Source organism: Cedecea neteri (assembly GCF_000757825.1).
Classification (GTDB): domain Bacteria; phylum Pseudomonadota; class Gammaproteobacteria; order Enterobacterales; family Enterobacteriaceae; genus Cedecea; species Cedecea selenatireducens.
The window spans coordinates 414,195-428,173 of sequence record NZ_CP009451.1; the positions used below are offsets into that span (position 1 = coordinate 414,195).

The window sequence follows — 13,979 nt, forward strand, 5'->3', positions numbered from 1 at the left end:
GATATGAAAAACACACAATCAAAACTTACTCAACTACAAGACGCCACTGATATACATTCACATCAAAAAACGATATATCACATATAAAAAAACCATGCTCATTATAAATAAATGGCCACCTTTCAGCGGCCATTTTTAAAATTTTAATTTTCAGAATCTTTAAGTGCTTTATAAGTTGCAATTTCATCAGCCTCAGCATCACGGAAATGCTGTTCTACACGTTCATCGTAATCCGGGATGAAATCAAAACCATCATCATCATTTTTAGACATTCTTACTCCTTCTTACTAAAGATTTTCTGACTATAGCATCCTCAAGCTCGCAATCAAGGGTCCTCAAACAGATGGCGGACAAAAAAAATTATTATGAAGCGTTTTTTACCTCAGACACTGTTGACTTATGTAGCGTTGCATCCCAACTATCTGCTGATTTCGATTCGCTCCCTGAGACGGAAATAGTCCCGTTCAGCGGCGTCAATAAGTCGGGGGCCGGCGTCAGCATCCAGGCGGGGGATCCCCCGGCGTTGAGTAGCGAGGTCAGGAGGCGTTGATGCGCTGGCGTAGTTCAGCCCCTGCGCTTCGCACCAGTCTTTCGGTGAGATACCTTTTTGGCATGTTCGGTGAGGAACTGGTCTTGCCGCGCTCCCCAGTCCGGTTTTGCCATAGTGTTTTCTTTGCCTTAATTAAAGTTGAGTAAAAATTTGCCGATAAGATATTGCTTATATATGTATTTGAATTCCAGAACGGTAAACAAATTTTTGAAGGAGTAAAAATGACCTCTCAACCAAGCTCTAGCCGTACATTAGTAGAGCAATTACTTGGGCAATATCTTCTCATTGCTGGTGAAATTGATATGTTCATCACAGTGTCTAAAGCTAGTTATACATTGACTACTTTAAGCACAACATGGGTTGAAAAAAGTCTTGCTGATAAATTGAAATGGTATGTGAACAATCTTGATAAAAATGTAAAAGAACACCAAGAGTTAATAGACATCCATAACATATTTGATCGTGACCACCGCCCATTTAGAAATGTTTTAGCCCACTCGGGTTTATCCTTTAACGTTAACGAAGACAGGTTCGAGGTCATGAGCGCCGACGGTTCAGCGGAATCAATTTCTACTGATGAATTAAAGCAGAAAGTTGCAGATCTAGATTCACTTAATAAAAAATTCAACTCAGCTATTGCTAAGTCTTTATCTATTTATCACAAAGCTGCGAATAAATAGTTTTCCATAAATATCGCCATGATAATGAGAACACCCATCATCATGGCAATAAAAACAGCCCGGAGGCGATTGAAGTGACACGTTCTGTTATTTCTTCAAGGCCGATTGAATGGCATCAGCCAGTTTGTCGATTTCATTTGCTGTTTTAGATAAGTCCTCATTAACCCTAGAAACTGTAGACTGATGCCAATTGCCTACACTTTGTTTTGCAATTTCGAGAGCTGCTTGCACAGCAAGGAGTCGCTGATTAAGCTCAATGGCCTCTTCTGAGTTTTTCGGTACATTTGCAAAGTAACCTTCCAGCATTTCATTTTCCTCTTATACTCCTGCCGAAATAGCAGGTAACCGGATCTAAGTAAGGATGAAATCGAGAGTATTCAAGGGGTCTTCTCTGTCATTTACGTTCAGCATCAATTTTCCTGATTCCTGCCAGCTGATTGTTCGCCTTGCCGATGGTTGCCAATAACGGCTTAATCCACAGAACAGCCTGGCAATAAGTCATGCCGCTGGCGGCAGCGGGGGCAGTATTGGCTGCGTCAGGCTCGCCGGAATCGGGGTGCATTGCGCTGGCACGTAAACGGTTCGTGTAGTCGAGCAGCCCACCAGCAATGTCAGGAGGAACAAGCAGATCACAGGTTTTCTCACGGCGTAAAATCTCCCAGTATTCGATTACCGTTTCCTCGGCTCCCGCATCAATCAGTGAATTGTGTCGGTCGGTGTAGTCGGCAATTTGGTTAAAGCGGTTCATGTTGAAAGCCTGTGTGGCAATAACCTGCCGCTGGCCATCGATTTCCTTTTCAGCTGCATCCGCACGCTTTTGCTCAGCCAAATACATGCCGTGGTAGTGATTTGCCGACCAGATAAGGCCACCAGCCAGGCTCAGTACAAAAAGTGCCAGTAGAGCTCGGAATGGCCAGTTCATCAGAATACCCCCGGTGCTGCTGTCGGCGTTCCTGCGTTTAACAGACCAAAGCTATCATCTGCTTTCTGAGGATTTTCTCCCCGCATGCAGACTTCCCGCTCAACATCCCGGCGATTCATCAAACCTTTCCACTGTTTGCCACCGGCGTATGTCCACTGACGCAGCCCATCACACGCGGCCTGATAATTTCCAGCGTTAAGCTGGCGCAGCAGCGAAGAACGTTCGAACGCCGTTACACCCACGTTGTAGCTGAAACTGATTAACGCCGCTTTTTGATACTCGGTTGTCGGAACCTTCACCGAGCGCTCAACAGAACGAGCAAAAGGCACCAAGTCTTTGTCCAGCATCACCTGGCACTCTGCCGCAGTGTACGTTTTGGTTTTGATGATGTCGGCGCCTGTGTGGCCATAACAAACCGTGAGCACCCCGGCGACGTCGTAGTACGGTGTAAAGCGAATGCCCTCAAAGTCGGTAAGCATTGTCCCTGCGATTGCAATGGCGCCCGCCCCGGACATTACAAGCAGCCTATTCCGCAGAACTGGAGACATAGCCATTTAATCTGTCCTCCCGTTCTTTTCGGCGGTAGTGCCAGTTAACACCGCAGGTGATTACCGTGCAGGCAATACCAATGATGATTGCCCAGTCGCTGAGGCTTAATCCCGCTAGTCTGTCAGCCAACATCCACGCCCCTGCTTTTGTTGTGTCTGCATACGCCTTTGCCGAAACACCGCACCCTGCCAGAGTGGTGCCGGTTCCGTATGAGAGCCTGCTGTATATTGTGCTCATTCTCGCCATAGCCTCACCTCCGTTAGTCGGACGGTGCTGTGTGAAAGGAATAAAAAAGGCCACTCGAAAGTGGCCTTATAAATGAAGAGTTATTTATTGAGGATACAGCCTGTGGTTAGAACCTTTATCGAAGCAAGCCTCAAATCGACGAGAGGGATTCTTAACCTCTTTAATTTCAAACGGTCGACCGTCGATAATCATATAACCAGTCTCGACATTGGCGCTTACTACGCCAAGCTCGTCTCCCTTGCGGTTAAAAATAACTACTTTTTTGATGCCCATACAAACCTCCTGTAGTGTACCGGCGCCACGAGAAAACGTGACATGAATCACACTACGTTATGTTTGTTTTTTGATCAACAATAAAAACCCGCCGTAGTGAGGTTTCAATGATTGATTTTGTAGGCTTTACGACGCTGCCATCGTGGTGCAGCTCTGCTAAGCATGAACCGATTATCTAACTTTTTGACTCGTTTTCAATACTTAAATGAATTTACTTTCCCGCAACATAATATGCATTGCGATAACTTAAACATTGCTTTTTAGGCTCCCTCGCCCGGAATCTGGGAAATATCTCATTACTTGATCGCTTTGAACGATCAATCCCAGGTTATTGATCTACAGTACCAATTTTAACTGTATGGTTATTAGCACTAAACTTATCCCGCACACTCTAAATGGAATTAGTAATGACCATATATTTAGCTACTTATTTCGTAGGTTTTGTTGGGATGTGGGTGCTGTCATTGCGTGGAGATAAAAGAAACGAAATTGAGTTTAACTTTTTTGAAACGCTGATTACCGCCACGCTATGGCCGTTCTTTGCAATAGTTATTCCATGTATTACCGTTTATACATTTCTTGCCCAAAGACTTACCGCGAAAAAATAACACACCAGCTAGTTAAGGCTGGGACACGTTGAAATTGCATCAAATTTTGAGCAACACCAATCCTCATTAAACCCCAGGCCATCAATCTGGGGTTTTCTATATAAGCAATCAAATCAAGGCTAGCTTCTGCCCGCGGGTTTTCGACACCGCATATTGTCAATCAACTGCGGATTCTCTGCGAACCGCCAGAAAAACCTTCGCCTCAAATATCTGCACGCACCAGCGACAACGCCGGCGGGCCTCATGCTCTGCCAGCCAAGGCGCCACGCTTTGCAGTTCTCGGGCGATGTCCGCAATCTTCGCCCTGCTCGTGTAATACTGCAGGCCAATGAGCAGCACCGGATCATCGCTCTTGAATGCTGCCAGTACAGCACACTCAACGAGATCGGCGTCCTCCCGACGGTTTGTCTCGTCTATCATCTCGCTTAGCGATTTAGCCCACAAAATTGTATGCGCTCGAGCAACGGCCCTGCGGCCTGTAAACCCCTCTTTCTTTGCCTTTGCTAACGCTTCGGTAATGCGTTGAAGTTGAGCATCGGACCACTCATCACTTTTAGCCGAGACGATGAACCGGTTGCAGTTCTCGAGTCGATATTCTGCCGGAGTCTTACCGCCTACGTACTCGCCCCATGCTATGAGCAACGATTTTATCCAGCCGGACTGGATTCCTGTAAGCGGAGTAAACCGGCCCAAATAGCTTTTTCGTGGCGCGCCGGCAACGTGACGAATGGCAGAATGATGTGCGCGGCGTTGACGTGATGTCATGCTGATCCCCCCAGCTCTAAGTTTGTTTGCAGCAGCTCGAGTTCGGCGCCGAAGATTTGCTCCCATGTCTGTCTCCCGGCGTGAATAGCAACGCCGTGGCCGCCGTTCCGATGGTGCTGGTGGCAAAGAGGAATTACTGAGAAGTTGTCAGCGCGCTGCGCTATGCCGCGCCCGCTCCGGACGTGATGAAGTTCCGCCGGCGTTTCTCCATGGCCCAGCTGCCTGCAGACAATGCAGCCCAGGGCAACAACACGGGATAGATGCTCTCGCTCTGCTTTAGTCATTGTTCACCGCCAGGGTAAACGCAGAGCATGAAAAAAGACCGGTCACCGTGGGTGCCAGCTGATGAGTGTATTCAGATTGATAGTGCGCCATCGTGATCTCCGGTGGCGCGATAGATTTACGGGTGTTCAGCCCTATGGAGTATTCTAAATCACTTCTTCGCTGTCTGCACTGCTTAGCTCCGCGTGCGCAGGTAGCGTAATCATTACCTGCTCCCTTATCAGGGGTAGAACAATGAAACAGCCACTACCATCTGAATAAACTTGGTAGCGCCCTGCAACCTTAAGATAATTCAATAAGTTTTCTTCATTCATACTCACCAACCAAAACAAAATAACAATCTGATTTTACTATAAAAATCAGGATGGATTTAAGTCATGGCTCTGTATTTTTCTCTGATTCCTTCCCGTTGTAAATTGACTTAAATCAAATAAAGTCACTCGGTGTAACTATTACACCGAAACGGCCAAAAATGCATTTTATCGGGCGAGATCATCAGTTTTTTTACACCAAGAACTGAAAATATATTTTCCTTAAATACCAAAACGACGAGTGAAATTTATGCATCCCGCTGTTAAGTTAATGAAAAATGAAATGAACAATCAGAAGATGTCGTTAAAAACGTTGCAACGCTTAAGCGGAATATCATATGAGAGACTAAAAAATATCATGGCAGCCAGATCAGCAATGACACTCAAAGAGTGGGACGAAATATCGGCAACTCTCGGTGTATCACCGGTCAACTTCTTTGTGAACCGGCCAGACCTGCACAATGAAGAAAACAATCTGTTTCTCGACATTAGCTGGATGCCGCCAGGGTTACGCGCAACGGCAATTCAGTATCATAAGCACTTAAGAGAGATCTTTGATAGCAATATCTAGCCTCTTATGCGCATGGACGCGCGGTGTGAAAATGATATTGCACTTCCTTACCTGGTTGTTTTAAGAATAATTGGGGCTTATATTTAATTTAGTCAACACTCAAACCATCATTACACATATACTCGCTCACATTTGAAGTAAAATAAGCCCTGCTCATGTGGGAAAGTCAATTTCTAGATAAAACCAGAAAAACAACCCACAGAAAAACCGAGCTTTGCGTAAACATATGCACATATTATTATTTAATAGCGCTCATCATTTTTTTGCAAGATACTTTTGCTTTCTTTCCTCTTCTTTATCCCCTAAAGCAAAATCAATAATATAAGTCCATTCTAGAGGATCCTTACCTTTTAAAATGTGTTCCCTTGTCATAATTATGATATCTCTTACAGATTTCTTATCTTTATCACCATGCAAAAGTTTTGATAACTCAATAGCAATATCACTAGGCAACCAAATAAATGCCTTATATGACAAAGCTCTTATTCGTGCAGTATCATCTGGAAAGGATTGCCACTCACCTAGTAGCTCGGCAACTAACTCAGCCTTAACACGTGCGTCCGCGACCTCTTTCTCTGCAGCTAACTTCCTAGAAAAGCCAAGATTTATTTTCCCTTTGAAAAAGGTCTCGAACCCAACAGTTATTAAATATATTAAAAAATTAACAATCAAAACTATCAATGTTATTTTTAAAGTATCTGACATTACATTTCCTTTTGAAAATTTCACTTTAGGGAGAATGGTTTACTTAAGAGATTATCACTAGGTGGCATATTGAGTCGATTGACAAGTTAAGGATGTATGCTCTTAACACTTCTCGCACGACAAAACTCGCATAAAATACCATGCCACCTAGTTTTAAACTAATTTTAATAGTGTAAAATTAAAAAAACTTCATGAGGTACAATAGAATGGGTCGAGTAAAAGATTGGGCACTTAACAATGAATTGCGTGAAAGAGAAATCAGTTTTTTACGAGCTGAAGCATCGTACGAGCTCGAACAACTTAAGAATGGTTTGCCTAAGACAGTGAATGAGTGTCATGAAATGATTACAAACCTAGCTAGCAAAAACGCCGAACTATTCGAAATGCTCTCAGATTTGAACAAAGCAAGTGAAAAAAATAATTCTTTCTGGTCGAAGGTACGATCTCAAACTTTGGGTTTTGTGCTAGGTATTATAGCGTCAATTATTGCAGGATTTTTTTAGCACCATCAGATAGATTATTAGCCCCTCACGGGGCTTCTTAACATTATTTACAGCCCGAAATTAGTCCTTCTTGCTTTCTCATTCCATTCGGCGAAAATCCCATCACGAATCCGTTGTTTCATCCCCGAGCTTTCGCTGTAAGACTTCGCTACACGCAAGCAACCGCAGTTACATTTCAGGACGTAGTTACGGCCGTACTGCCCAATTCACCGCGTTTGTTCGTAAGGCCTGGTACCTTTAGGGCAGCACGCAATCCCACTTTCGTCTTTCGCTTGCTCAGTCATTCGCCTGGTCCTTTTGCAGTGTTAGCTTTTTCGCATACACGTAAGCGCTTCGGTTGCCGCTGCGCGATAACCGCCCTTCCCTGAACGCATTACAAAGCGCGGTTGAAACCGCTTTACGGCTTGCGTTAATTTCGTCGGCCAGATCACATGCTTTGATCGGCCCTCGCTCTTCCACAAGCTTCACCAGCGCCGGCAGGCTTACTTTGGCGATATCCCCGCTGCGGCGCTGGCGTGGATTGCTATGCGTGCAGAAATGCCAGAATCCGTTGCGCTGCCAAACACGGCCGGTGCTTTCGAGTCTCAGCAGGGTTGCAATCGCCTGTCGCGGTTCAACCGCGCAGAGTTTTGCCAACTCTGATGCTGTGCCTTTTTCGTGTTGCTGCAGTGTAGCCAGAATTATTCCCATCAAATTTCCCTCTCGATTTTTCGTGATTCGGCTTGCATGGCTTTGGCGTTCTCAAGCCACAGCCGATCCCATTCCCGTTTTGCAGCGTCTGCCGGCTTCTGCCCGATATTTGCCAGGCCTGCAGCTTTTCTAACTCGGATTTCAAGTGGCGTTTTAAATGCCGCCCTTGCCCACAGTCGCAGGTATGCAGCATCACGCTCAGCGGCATCGATATCCGGGGCTCGTATCGACGGGCGCCCATCGTCATCCCATTTACGCGCCAGCGGCAGGTAGCGTTCGAAGTTTTCAAAGCTGAAAAGTGTTTTAGGGTTCAGGTATTGGGACATTTTTGGATCGCCGCCCCAGTGCTCGACCCGGTGATCAACAACGAGGTTCAGCTCGTCAGCGACGTATTCGCCAGTTAGCAGCCCATTGATAAACCCGAGTGTGGTTTTGCCGTCCCGGAACTTCGCACCAGTGGCCAGATTTAGATGGTTTAAAACCCGCAAAGCCGGATCGGCGAAATCGTCGGGCAGTTCGTCTGCCTGACAATCTCTCTGTGTATTCTCTGTGTAATCACCTGATAGAAAGTTTGCGGGATCCCCGCAGGCTTGTTGGGTGGGTTCCCGCAAGCTTGTTTGCGGGGATACCGCATTCTTGTTTGGGCAGTTCCCGCAATCTGGTTTGGGGGAATGCCGCAATCTAGTTTGCGGGGTTGCCGTAATCTGGCGCGTTTGCTGGACTGAGAGCAATAAAAGCTCTTCCAGCCGCTCGGCGTTAACACGGTAATGAAGTGTGGCCGGCACACCGCGCAACTCTTCCTCTACGACGCCCAGGGCAACCAATCTTCGCCGGGCTGTTTCCTGCTCATCCCGGCTCAGCCCTGTTTCCCTGTTTATCTCCGACTGAGTTTTGTAGATCCAGCCACCGTCCATGCGGTTGTGCCAGTAGACAAACTGTGAGAGCAATACAGCCGCTGACGGACCTGCTTTAACCTTGCCGGCGCGCAGCTGCGCGAACGACGGCTGATATGCGATCGGCCTGTCCAGCAGTTGGATTAGTGCGGACATGAAGCCCCCTTAATAACAAACATATTTAGCGCAGGCTCTGCGGCAGCCGTGCTTTCTGAATTGGCCCGTGGCGCTCGGGCGATGCCGGACGCTTATTGTGTCGGGCAAAGAATTTCGCTTTTTCGATGAGAGTGAGCGTGCTGGTGTTTGGATTTGAACGGCGATAATCCAGTGCCTGAGTCACCGCGGCGCCAGCCTGGTTCTCGTCGTATTTGCCGTCGGCCAACAGCATGCCGCGTAGCTGCTTCGCTAAGAAATCTTCATGCAACATATCGGCCTCGCTTAGTGCAGAACGACGGAAGCACTGGTGCTGCCGGTGATGTGATTAACAAGATCTACGACAGTCGCAGCGACGTATGCATCAGCTGCTTCGTCAAGAGCTGCACGCGCCTGCTGCAGAGCTCTGTACTCCATGGAATTGGCAAGTACCAAGCGGGCGCTCAACTGGCGTGGCAATGCGCTGAGGATTGCCGGCAGCAGCTGGCGCACCTTTGCCTTTGATTGCGCTGAGTCACTGTCTAACCAGCGGAATAGGTTTTGCTGGTTTACGTGGTCGGCGTTCTGCGCATCTGCAGGCAGCAGTCGAAGCGCCCCGCCCCCCATGCGGAAATACTCGATGGATACTGCACGGCCAACATTTTCTCGGTTAATTTCCACGGCCCAGGCGCGAACAACGTCGCGGATCAATTCATGTTTGATTTGCATTGTTCAGTCCTCAAACCACAGGGGTGTTATTGTTTTTCTCAACTGGTAGGCCAGATGTTGGATTTGGATGAATATCAGGCCGTAACTCATGAGGCGTAACTCCAGTTAACTCATGAATTTTTTGGAGATACTTAGGTGGAATTTTCCCGGCATATTTATTCACGACTTTGTTTAGAGTTGGTGCGCTAATACCCAATGCGCGAGCCAGCTTTCGTTGCCCACCAAATGCGTGAATGGCTTTATCTAAGCCTGTTTTTAAATCGGACATTTATTGCTCCCGTTAACTTAACGAAAGCAAATGTAAGCACAAAGCTAACGAATGTCAACACAATGCATCAGGCACTTATATTGTTGGGGTGTTAGCCTCTGGCTTATAATGTTGGAATGGAAAATGAGAACCTTTCTGATCTGCCGCTGGTCACACAGCGCTTAAATGAGATCATTGATACCAAACACGTATCCAAAGCAGACCTGGCAAGAATTACTGGGGTCAGCCGCGCTTCTGTTAACGGATGGTTCAAGCGAGGAAGCATAAGCAAAGAAGCCGCCGCCAAGCTTGCAAGCCACACGGGCGTATCCATGGCTTGGATCTTGGGTGAAGATGAGGAAATTCATAGTCAATACAGCGAGGATGAAAGAAAGCTGATCGAGATTTACCGTGAGCTTCCTAGCGTAGAACGCACTAATATGCTTGCTGTCTTTGAAATGCGCCTTAATGAACTTAAAAAATTCTACGGAAAGTTTTTCGACTCAAACAAATAGTAATCAATAAGATACAGTAACTATTCTCCTTTAAAGGTCGCCATCAAGGCGGCCTTTTTTTGTTTTCCCAAAACTATTTTGCATGCCTTATGTTGACACACGTTAGCTTAATGCTAGCATGTGTGCATCTTAGCAACGCATGACCATAGCAGCGCGATAGATTTCAAACGTTCAGCCGGCCAGGCTCAATGGCACCGTTGTAGTAACAAAAAAGCGCCCTGGTGGACGCTTCGCTCTTTAAAAACTGGATATTTCTAAATCTTTTAACTTGATTGCTGATCATTGCTTGCCGGAACTGGTTCAAACTTCCTAATTGATAGTGAGCAAAAAAGAAGGAGTAATATTAAGTATACTAACGCAACCCAATAAAATGCCGTCAAATGATCCATCCCAACATTTATTTTAGAGAAGCAATCAAATATTAATGAACATAGAATTCCGATAACTATATATTGAGCACCTAGAATTATATTGGCAACATTCGGATAATACCAAATTTTACCAATTGAAAAAACAACTCTGTTTGGAGTGGTTAGACTTCTACGCCATAAAACGAAGCTAATAATTATCCAAGCGTGTACTACTAAAAACTCACCACCCATTAACTCCTTTAAGGTCAGAGGAGTAATCATTAACGCGGTAAAATAAACCCCCAGCATAGAATAAAATGTACCACTTAACATCCCACGCAAGCCATCGTAATAACACTTATTGCGCTTTAGTGGCACTATTATTTTTTCTCTTTCCATTCAACCCTATACTCCTGTATTTAGAAATAGCCCAGAAAATGAATCTTTGCACTAGCTAATGGCAAGGATAGCACCAATCATAAAGTGAATATGACCTACTAAATATTGTAGTGCGGTCAATCCGACTATGTTCACCAGTCTTCAAACTGCAAAACCTGTGTTAAAGGAGACATCAGAAGATGGTACAACAATACGTTTCACAGGAGGTAATTAGGGGATGCGTCAGGCCAGGTATGTTCGTACGTCATAAGGGCATAACCTGGAAAGCATCCGCTAACACTCGTGGAAAATTGGTAATTTCCACCCTCCGTGACAGCGCGGTGATCAGGGACGTGTTTGTAGAAATCCTCTTAGACAGTCATGGGGATCCACTAGGGGAGTTTAACAAGGCCGAACATGGACTTATTCACTCTAGTCATATTAATCATTTCATTACTGATAACGATGTCATTCGCATTACTGATTTTCATCGGTTCTCTGCTACTGAGTTTTCTCATTAACATCAGAGACTAATAAATACAGAACATAAAGTCACACCATTAATTTGGCGGGGATACCCATAACCATTTCATGAAGGATGTACAATGAACTTCAATATAAATCAATGTTCAGTTAATTTAATCTCACCAGAAGTTGCCGAAGTAATAGTTGATGAATCTGTATTCGCTTATACACGCCTTGAGGAAAACCAAGAAGTAACAGTCATTTTCCCCGGCGCGATAATTCATGAATCATTCAACTCTCACGCAGATGCATTAGAAGAGATTGGCCGTATATGGCACCTCATTCGGGAAGCGGAAATTGGCATGCAGTTGTTATTCAGGAGCAGAAACAGAGAATGTCACACTGTTCAAATTGCCTCAAGCCATTAAACGACGAAACGAAAATAGAGCGACGGGAAGGATATAAGCAAAGACACACTGTTTTTTATTGTGATGATGACTGCGCGCGCAAGGCAGCAGAGCGCCAACAGGCAAAAATGAATCTTCGCAAATTCCATCGTTCCAGAATGAATTATAAATAAAAGGATACTAATCGTGAGTGATAAAGTTTTTGGCGGCTATAAAGAGCCGAAAAAAGGGAAAGAGAAAGAACTTAATCTCGAGCATTTGGTTATCGCCATCGAGGCTCCGAATCCGAAGGCCGCGGCAGTACTGATTGAGGCAGAATTCATCAAGCAGCATCTGGATTTGTCAGAGCACTACTTTGCTGTGAAGGTTTTCGAAGATCGCCCCGGCCTACCACGTGGCCCGCTTAACGAGTTCATCGGTGACTTTTTCGAGCGCGGTGTGCGTTGGAATAAAGAGCTGAAAGATATGGAACCTGTAAACCCGCCAGCCGGCACGAAAAAAAGTAGTCCCGATCCTGAATTTATAGAGGTGTCTAAATTGCCGGCTGATGTCCGCTCCGCCCTTCTCGCTCTATTCAGCCGTACGTCTCACATAACGAAGCATGAATATGGCCAGGCCTTAGATCTTGTTAACGATACCGAAAGCAGTTACGCAAAAGAACTTGCCGAGGCTATATCCCGCTCGCCGTGGATTCTGGCGCTCTACGAAGAGAAAGCCCTGCAACTCATTACTGCCGTTCGCACCAACATCCCGACCGGGAGCCAATGGCCGGTGTTCAAAAAGTACTTTGACGTCTGGAATAACGCACCCGTCGAGAAACGCGAGGGAGTGGAACGCAAAGCCCCGTTTTACTACAAACGCCCTGACACCGACGAATTCGGTGACCTCTTTACCCTGGATAAACTCAATGAGCTGTGCGCTGGTGGATGCGTGGAGATCACTAAAGTCGAGTTTCTACAGCTTACAGAGGCGCGAAAAGCCAAAGAGCTAAGTGATGCATCATTGCAGGCTGACGCCGAAGAAAAACCCGGCAGAACAGTGTTCAGTGTTGAAGAGCTAATCAATACCCCAGCCTGCTGCACCTGCAGATAGCCGCAAAGAGCTTAGCCCCCGCCAGGTAGAGATTTGTTTCCTGTTAAACGAGCTTTTATCAGGCCAGACTGATGTGATTGACCAGGACGGCGCGGAGGATCTTCTTTTACGCGCAGGCCAAACAATATCTGAAATTTATCCCCTTCTCATTTCAGATATTGAATCAGCAGAGTTTCTGCTTTCTCCTGATTTTTCTGATGAAGAAATTCACTGCGTAGCGACAACATTGCTTGAACGTTGGAGCAATGATGTTTCGGTGCGTCAGAAGATAGCAATGGAAGACATAATCTTTTGGCGTAAAGAAGCTATTCAAAGTAACAAAGGCCCGGCACCAGATCCGGCGGATTTGCCACCGCTTGATAAACCGGTGCCATCTACTGCCTTATCTTTCAAGCAGCAGCTGATGCTGGCCGCCGTGCAGGGACTGTGCGCCAACCCAGCGCATGCTACCAGCTTTGATGAACTGTCATCGATGGCACTACATCTGGCCGAAACACTGGATCAAGAGGAGGCATAGCTGATGATAATTTCAAGCAGACACGATGTTGCCCTCGCCTTCCTGATCCACCTCGCTGGCGAAAACAAATCCGTGGCCAAAATCGCCCATAACACTGGTTCTTCTCTAAGCAATATGGAACACACAGCGACAGTACTTCGGCATGCAGGCCTTATCACTTCAATCAGGGGAAAGACAGGGGGTTATGCGCTAACTCGTTCACTGGAACAAATCACTGTCGGTGATATTTTTGATGCTGTGGGTACCGAAACAAAGCGCCGGGGTTACGGACTCTTTGATGAGATACACCGGCGCCTGAAGGATGTTGCTGTCAGTGATTTATTGGCGAGACGGTCGTGTACAAAATAACTGCAGTAGTGAAAAAGCCGGGCGGAGGTCCTGTGGACTGGATGCGCTTTTCCGAGAAAAGGCTCACGCGAGAGCAGTGCGAAAAGATGTTATCGCGAAGCAAAGAAGCCGGGAGAACCTCTGAGGAAAAAGTAACCGTCTCAAAATTTAACTGCGTCTGCATAAAGCAATCGGCAAAGACCAAAAAATAATACCAGGGCGCCGCACTGGCGCCTGATTTTCAATAATCATTTTCAAATCGACTCCCACAG

Annotated in this window: 26 protein-coding genes and 1 pseudogene; 10 read left to right on the forward strand and 17 right to left on the reverse strand. The window is 46.1% G+C overall.

Annotation, left to right across the window (positions count from 1 at the left end; genetic code table 11):
- Positions 1-143: 143 nt before the first annotated feature.
- From JT31_RS24175 to JT31_RS24260, 3 genes and pseudogenes are all read right to left on the reverse strand, one after another.
- Positions 144-272 carry a hypothetical protein gene (locus JT31_RS24175; protein ID WP_268747019.1) on the reverse strand — a complete coding sequence of 43 codons (129 nt, stop codon included), beginning with the start codon at positions 270-272 and terminating at the stop codon, positions 144-146.
- Positions 273-363: 91 nt separating this feature from the next.
- Complete coding sequence (locus JT31_RS24040) at positions 364-501, reverse strand: hypothetical protein (RefSeq protein WP_419177767.1); 138 nt, start codon at positions 499-501, stop codon at positions 364-366.
- A pseudogene (locus JT31_RS24260) lies at positions 467-568 on the reverse strand (hypothetical protein); the annotation flags it as partial. The gene JT31_RS24040 and the pseudogene JT31_RS24260, both read right to left, overlap by 35 nt.
- 203 nt (positions 569-771) lie before the next feature.
- Between JT31_RS24260 and JT31_RS01835 the strand changes: the two are divergent.
- Entirely contained in the window at positions 772-1,230 is a 459-nt protein-coding gene (locus JT31_RS01835; protein WP_038472687.1) for a hypothetical protein, read from the forward strand.
- Between the two features lie 87 nt (positions 1,231-1,317).
- Here JT31_RS01835 and JT31_RS01840 read toward each other — a convergent pair whose 3' ends face one another.
- From JT31_RS01840 to JT31_RS22905, 5 genes are all read right to left on the reverse strand, one after another.
- Positions 1,318-1,536 carry a hypothetical protein gene (locus JT31_RS01840; protein ID WP_038472690.1) on the reverse strand — a complete coding sequence of 73 codons (219 nt, stop codon included), beginning with the start codon at positions 1,534-1,536 and terminating at the stop codon, positions 1,318-1,320.
- An 88-nt stretch (positions 1,537-1,624) separates the two neighbouring features.
- The gene (locus JT31_RS01845) at positions 1,625-2,152 is read right to left on the reverse strand and encodes a hypothetical protein (RefSeq protein ID WP_038472692.1); all 528 of its coding nucleotides are present in this window, start codon (positions 2,150-2,152) and stop codon (positions 1,625-1,627) included.
- Complete coding sequence (locus JT31_RS01850; RefSeq protein ID WP_038472694.1) at positions 2,152-2,706, reverse strand: lysozyme; 555 nt, start codon at positions 2,704-2,706, stop codon at positions 2,152-2,154. The genes JT31_RS01845 and JT31_RS01850 overlap by 1 nt, the downstream gene beginning before the upstream one ends.
- Positions 2,678-2,947: an HP1 family phage holin gene (locus tag JT31_RS24210; protein WP_071842918.1), complete on the reverse strand. Its 270-nt coding sequence runs from the start codon at positions 2,945-2,947 to the stop codon at positions 2,678-2,680. Before JT31_RS24210 ends, JT31_RS01850 begins: the two co-directional genes overlap by 29 nt.
- Positions 2,948-3,031: 84 nt before the next feature.
- Positions 3,032-3,220 (reverse strand): hypothetical protein, encoded by a 189-nt coding sequence (locus JT31_RS22905; RefSeq protein WP_071842919.1) that lies wholly within the window; start codon positions 3,218-3,220, stop codon positions 3,032-3,034.
- A gap of 407 nt (positions 3,221-3,627) precedes the next feature.
- Here JT31_RS22905 and JT31_RS01865 point away from each other — a divergent pair, with 407 nt between their 5' ends.
- Complete coding sequence (locus JT31_RS01865) at positions 3,628-3,828, forward strand: hypothetical protein (RefSeq protein WP_052048945.1); 201 nt, start codon at positions 3,628-3,630, stop codon at positions 3,826-3,828.
- Positions 3,829-3,984: 156 nt separating this feature from the next.
- On the opposite strand, the gene JT31_RS01870 is transcribed toward JT31_RS01865, so the two are convergent.
- The gene (locus tag JT31_RS01870) at positions 3,985-4,593 is read right to left on the reverse strand and encodes a hypothetical protein (RefSeq protein WP_038472704.1); all 609 of its coding nucleotides are present in this window, start codon (positions 4,591-4,593) and stop codon (positions 3,985-3,987) included.
- Positions 4,590-4,877, reverse strand: coding sequence for a Ref family recombination enhancement nuclease (locus tag JT31_RS01875; RefSeq protein ID WP_038472706.1), 288 nt, complete (start codon positions 4,875-4,877; stop codon positions 4,590-4,592). Before JT31_RS01875 ends, JT31_RS01870 begins: the two co-directional genes overlap by 4 nt.
- A 592-nt stretch (positions 4,878-5,469) precedes the next feature.
- Here JT31_RS01875 and JT31_RS01880 point away from each other — a divergent pair.
- Positions 5,470-5,757: a helix-turn-helix domain-containing protein gene (locus tag JT31_RS01880; protein WP_158399817.1), complete on the forward strand. Its 288-nt coding sequence runs from the start codon at positions 5,470-5,472 to the stop codon at positions 5,755-5,757.
- 255 nt (positions 5,758-6,012) lie between these two features.
- Here JT31_RS01880 and JT31_RS01885 read toward each other — a convergent pair whose 3' ends face one another.
- Positions 6,013-6,462 (reverse strand): hypothetical protein, encoded by a 450-nt coding sequence (locus JT31_RS01885; protein ID WP_038472711.1) that lies wholly within the window; start codon positions 6,460-6,462, stop codon positions 6,013-6,015.
- Positions 6,463-6,668: 206 nt separating this feature from the next.
- On the opposite strand from JT31_RS01885, the gene JT31_RS01890 reads away from it, so the two are divergent.
- Positions 6,669-6,965 carry a hypothetical protein gene (locus JT31_RS01890; RefSeq protein WP_038472715.1) on the forward strand — a complete coding sequence of 99 codons (297 nt, stop codon included), beginning with the start codon at positions 6,669-6,671 and terminating at the stop codon, positions 6,963-6,965.
- A gap of 276 nt (positions 6,966-7,241) precedes the next feature.
- Here JT31_RS01890 and JT31_RS01895 read toward each other — a convergent pair whose 3' ends face one another.
- From JT31_RS01895 to JT31_RS22910, 5 genes are read right to left on the reverse strand one after another with little or no spacing between them, the layout of a single operon-like run.
- On the reverse strand, positions 7,242-7,655 hold the full coding sequence (locus JT31_RS01895) for a hypothetical protein (RefSeq protein WP_038472717.1): 414 nt from the start codon (positions 7,653-7,655) through the stop codon (positions 7,242-7,244).
- Complete coding sequence (locus JT31_RS01900; protein WP_071842920.1) at positions 7,655-8,704, reverse strand: conserved phage C-terminal domain-containing protein; 1,050 nt, start codon at positions 8,702-8,704, stop codon at positions 7,655-7,657. Before JT31_RS01900 ends, JT31_RS01895 begins: the two co-directional genes overlap by 1 nt.
- Positions 8,705-8,729: 25 nt before the next feature.
- Positions 8,730-8,975 (reverse strand): hypothetical protein, encoded by a 246-nt coding sequence (locus tag JT31_RS01905; RefSeq protein ID WP_038472720.1) that lies wholly within the window; start codon positions 8,973-8,975, stop codon positions 8,730-8,732.
- Between the two features lie 11 nt (positions 8,976-8,986).
- The gene (locus tag JT31_RS01910) at positions 8,987-9,409 is read right to left on the reverse strand and encodes a toxin YdaT family protein (RefSeq protein WP_038472721.1); all 423 of its coding nucleotides are present in this window, start codon (positions 9,407-9,409) and stop codon (positions 8,987-8,989) included.
- Between the two features lie 10 nt (positions 9,410-9,419).
- A complete protein-coding gene (locus JT31_RS22910; RefSeq protein ID WP_071842921.1) occupies positions 9,420-9,677 on the reverse strand; it encodes a transcriptional regulator in 258 nt (85 codons plus the stop codon).
- 116 nt (positions 9,678-9,793) lie between these two features.
- Here JT31_RS22910 and JT31_RS01915 point away from each other — a divergent pair, with 116 nt between their 5' ends.
- A complete protein-coding gene (locus JT31_RS01915; RefSeq protein ID WP_038472725.1) occupies positions 9,794-10,171 on the forward strand; it encodes a helix-turn-helix domain-containing protein in 378 nt (125 codons plus the stop codon).
- A gap of 263 nt (positions 10,172-10,434) precedes the next feature.
- On the opposite strand, the gene JT31_RS01920 is transcribed toward JT31_RS01915, so the two are convergent.
- A complete protein-coding gene (locus tag JT31_RS01920) occupies positions 10,435-10,920 on the reverse strand; it encodes a hypothetical protein (RefSeq protein ID WP_038472728.1) in 486 nt (161 codons plus the stop codon).
- 584 nt (positions 10,921-11,504) lie between these two features.
- On the opposite strand from JT31_RS01920, the gene JT31_RS01930 reads away from it, so the two are divergent.
- From JT31_RS01930 to JT31_RS22920, 5 genes are all read left to right on the forward strand, one after another.
- Positions 11,505-11,792: a hypothetical protein gene (locus tag JT31_RS01930; RefSeq protein ID WP_038472731.1), complete on the forward strand. Its 288-nt coding sequence runs from the start codon at positions 11,505-11,507 to the stop codon at positions 11,790-11,792.
- Positions 11,793-11,957: 165 nt separating this feature from the next.
- On the forward strand, positions 11,958-12,863 hold the full coding sequence (locus tag JT31_RS01935; RefSeq protein ID WP_038472733.1) for a hypothetical protein: 906 nt from the start codon (positions 11,958-11,960) through the stop codon (positions 12,861-12,863).
- Between the two features lie 73 nt (positions 12,864-12,936).
- Positions 12,937-13,380 (forward strand): hypothetical protein, encoded by a 444-nt coding sequence (locus JT31_RS23630; RefSeq protein WP_144244015.1) that lies wholly within the window; start codon positions 12,937-12,939, stop codon positions 13,378-13,380.
- A gap of 3 nt (positions 13,381-13,383) precedes the next feature.
- Entirely contained in the window at positions 13,384-13,728 is a 345-nt protein-coding gene (locus tag JT31_RS01945; RefSeq protein WP_052048946.1) for an RrF2 family transcriptional regulator, read from the forward strand.
- Between the two features lie 41 nt (positions 13,729-13,769).
- Positions 13,770-13,919: a DUF1187 family protein gene (locus JT31_RS22920; RefSeq protein WP_326979647.1), complete on the forward strand. Its 150-nt coding sequence runs from the start codon at positions 13,770-13,772 to the stop codon at positions 13,917-13,919.
- Positions 13,920-13,979 lie beyond the last annotated feature (60 nt).

Bases quoted from the DNA above. Each gene is read 5' to 3' on its own strand.
- JT31_RS01835 (WP_038472687.1), top strand. From the start codon at position 772: ATGACCTCTCAACCAAGCTCTAGCCGTACATTAGTAGAGCAATTACTT.
- JT31_RS24175 (WP_268747019.1), bottom strand. From the start codon at position 272: ATGTCTAAAAATGATGATGATGGTTTTGATTTCATCCCGGATTACGAT.
- JT31_RS01890 (WP_038472715.1), top strand. From the start codon at position 6,669: ATGGGTCGAGTAAAAGATTGGGCACTTAACAATGAATTGCGTGAAAGA.
- JT31_RS01850 (WP_038472694.1), bottom strand. From the start codon at position 2,706: ATGGCTATGTCTCCAGTTCTGCGGAATAGGCTGCTTGTAATGTCCGGG.
- JT31_RS24210 (WP_071842918.1), bottom strand. From the start codon at position 2,947: ATGGCGAGAATGAGCACAATATACAGCAGGCTCTCATACGGAACCGGC.
- JT31_RS01870 (WP_038472704.1), bottom strand. From the start codon at position 4,593: ATGACATCACGTCAACGCCGCGCACATCATTCTGCCATTCGTCACGTT.
- JT31_RS22910 (WP_071842921.1), bottom strand. From the start codon at position 9,677: ATGTCCGATTTAAAAACAGGCTTAGATAAAGCCATTCACGCATTTGGT.
- JT31_RS01945 (WP_052048946.1), top strand. From the start codon at position 13,384: ATGATAATTTCAAGCAGACACGATGTTGCCCTCGCCTTCCTGATCCAC.
- JT31_RS01930 (WP_038472731.1), top strand. From the start codon at position 11,505: ATGAACTTCAATATAAATCAATGTTCAGTTAATTTAATCTCACCAGAA.
- JT31_RS01840 (WP_038472690.1), bottom strand. From the start codon at position 1,536: ATGCTGGAAGGTTACTTTGCAAATGTACCGAAAAACTCAGAAGAGGCC.
- JT31_RS22905 (WP_071842919.1), bottom strand. From the start codon at position 3,220: ATGGGCATCAAAAAAGTAGTTATTTTTAACCGCAAGGGAGACGAGCTT.
- JT31_RS01910 (WP_038472721.1), bottom strand. From the start codon at position 9,409: ATGCAAATCAAACATGAATTGATCCGCGACGTTGTTCGCGCCTGGGCC.
- JT31_RS01920 (WP_038472728.1), bottom strand. From the start codon at position 10,920: ATGGAAAGAGAAAAAATAATAGTGCCACTAAAGCGCAATAAGTGTTAT.
- JT31_RS01895 (WP_038472717.1), bottom strand. From the start codon at position 7,655: ATGGGAATAATTCTGGCTACACTGCAGCAACACGAAAAAGGCACAGCA.
- JT31_RS01880 (WP_158399817.1), top strand. From the start codon at position 5,470: ATGAACAATCAGAAGATGTCGTTAAAAACGTTGCAACGCTTAAGCGGA.
- JT31_RS01915 (WP_038472725.1), top strand. From the start codon at position 9,794: ATGGAAAATGAGAACCTTTCTGATCTGCCGCTGGTCACACAGCGCTTA.
- JT31_RS24040 (WP_419177767.1), bottom strand. From the start codon at position 501: ATGCTGACGCCGGCCCCCGACTTATTGACGCCGCTGAACGGGACTATT.
- JT31_RS01905 (WP_038472720.1), bottom strand. From the start codon at position 8,975: ATGTTGCATGAAGATTTCTTAGCGAAGCAGCTACGCGGCATGCTGTTG.
- JT31_RS01865 (WP_052048945.1), top strand. From the start codon at position 3,628: ATGACCATATATTTAGCTACTTATTTCGTAGGTTTTGTTGGGATGTGG.
- JT31_RS01845 (WP_038472692.1), bottom strand. From the start codon at position 2,152: ATGAACTGGCCATTCCGAGCTCTACTGGCACTTTTTGTACTGAGCCTG.
- JT31_RS01875 (WP_038472706.1), bottom strand. From the start codon at position 4,877: ATGACTAAAGCAGAGCGAGAGCATCTATCCCGTGTTGTTGCCCTGGGC.
- JT31_RS22920 (WP_326979647.1), top strand. From the start codon at position 13,770: ATGCGCTTTTCCGAGAAAAGGCTCACGCGAGAGCAGTGCGAAAAGATG.
- JT31_RS01885 (WP_038472711.1), bottom strand. From the start codon at position 6,462: ATGTCAGATACTTTAAAAATAACATTGATAGTTTTGATTGTTAATTTT.
- JT31_RS01900 (WP_071842920.1), bottom strand. From the start codon at position 8,704: ATGTCCGCACTAATCCAACTGCTGGACAGGCCGATCGCATATCAGCCG.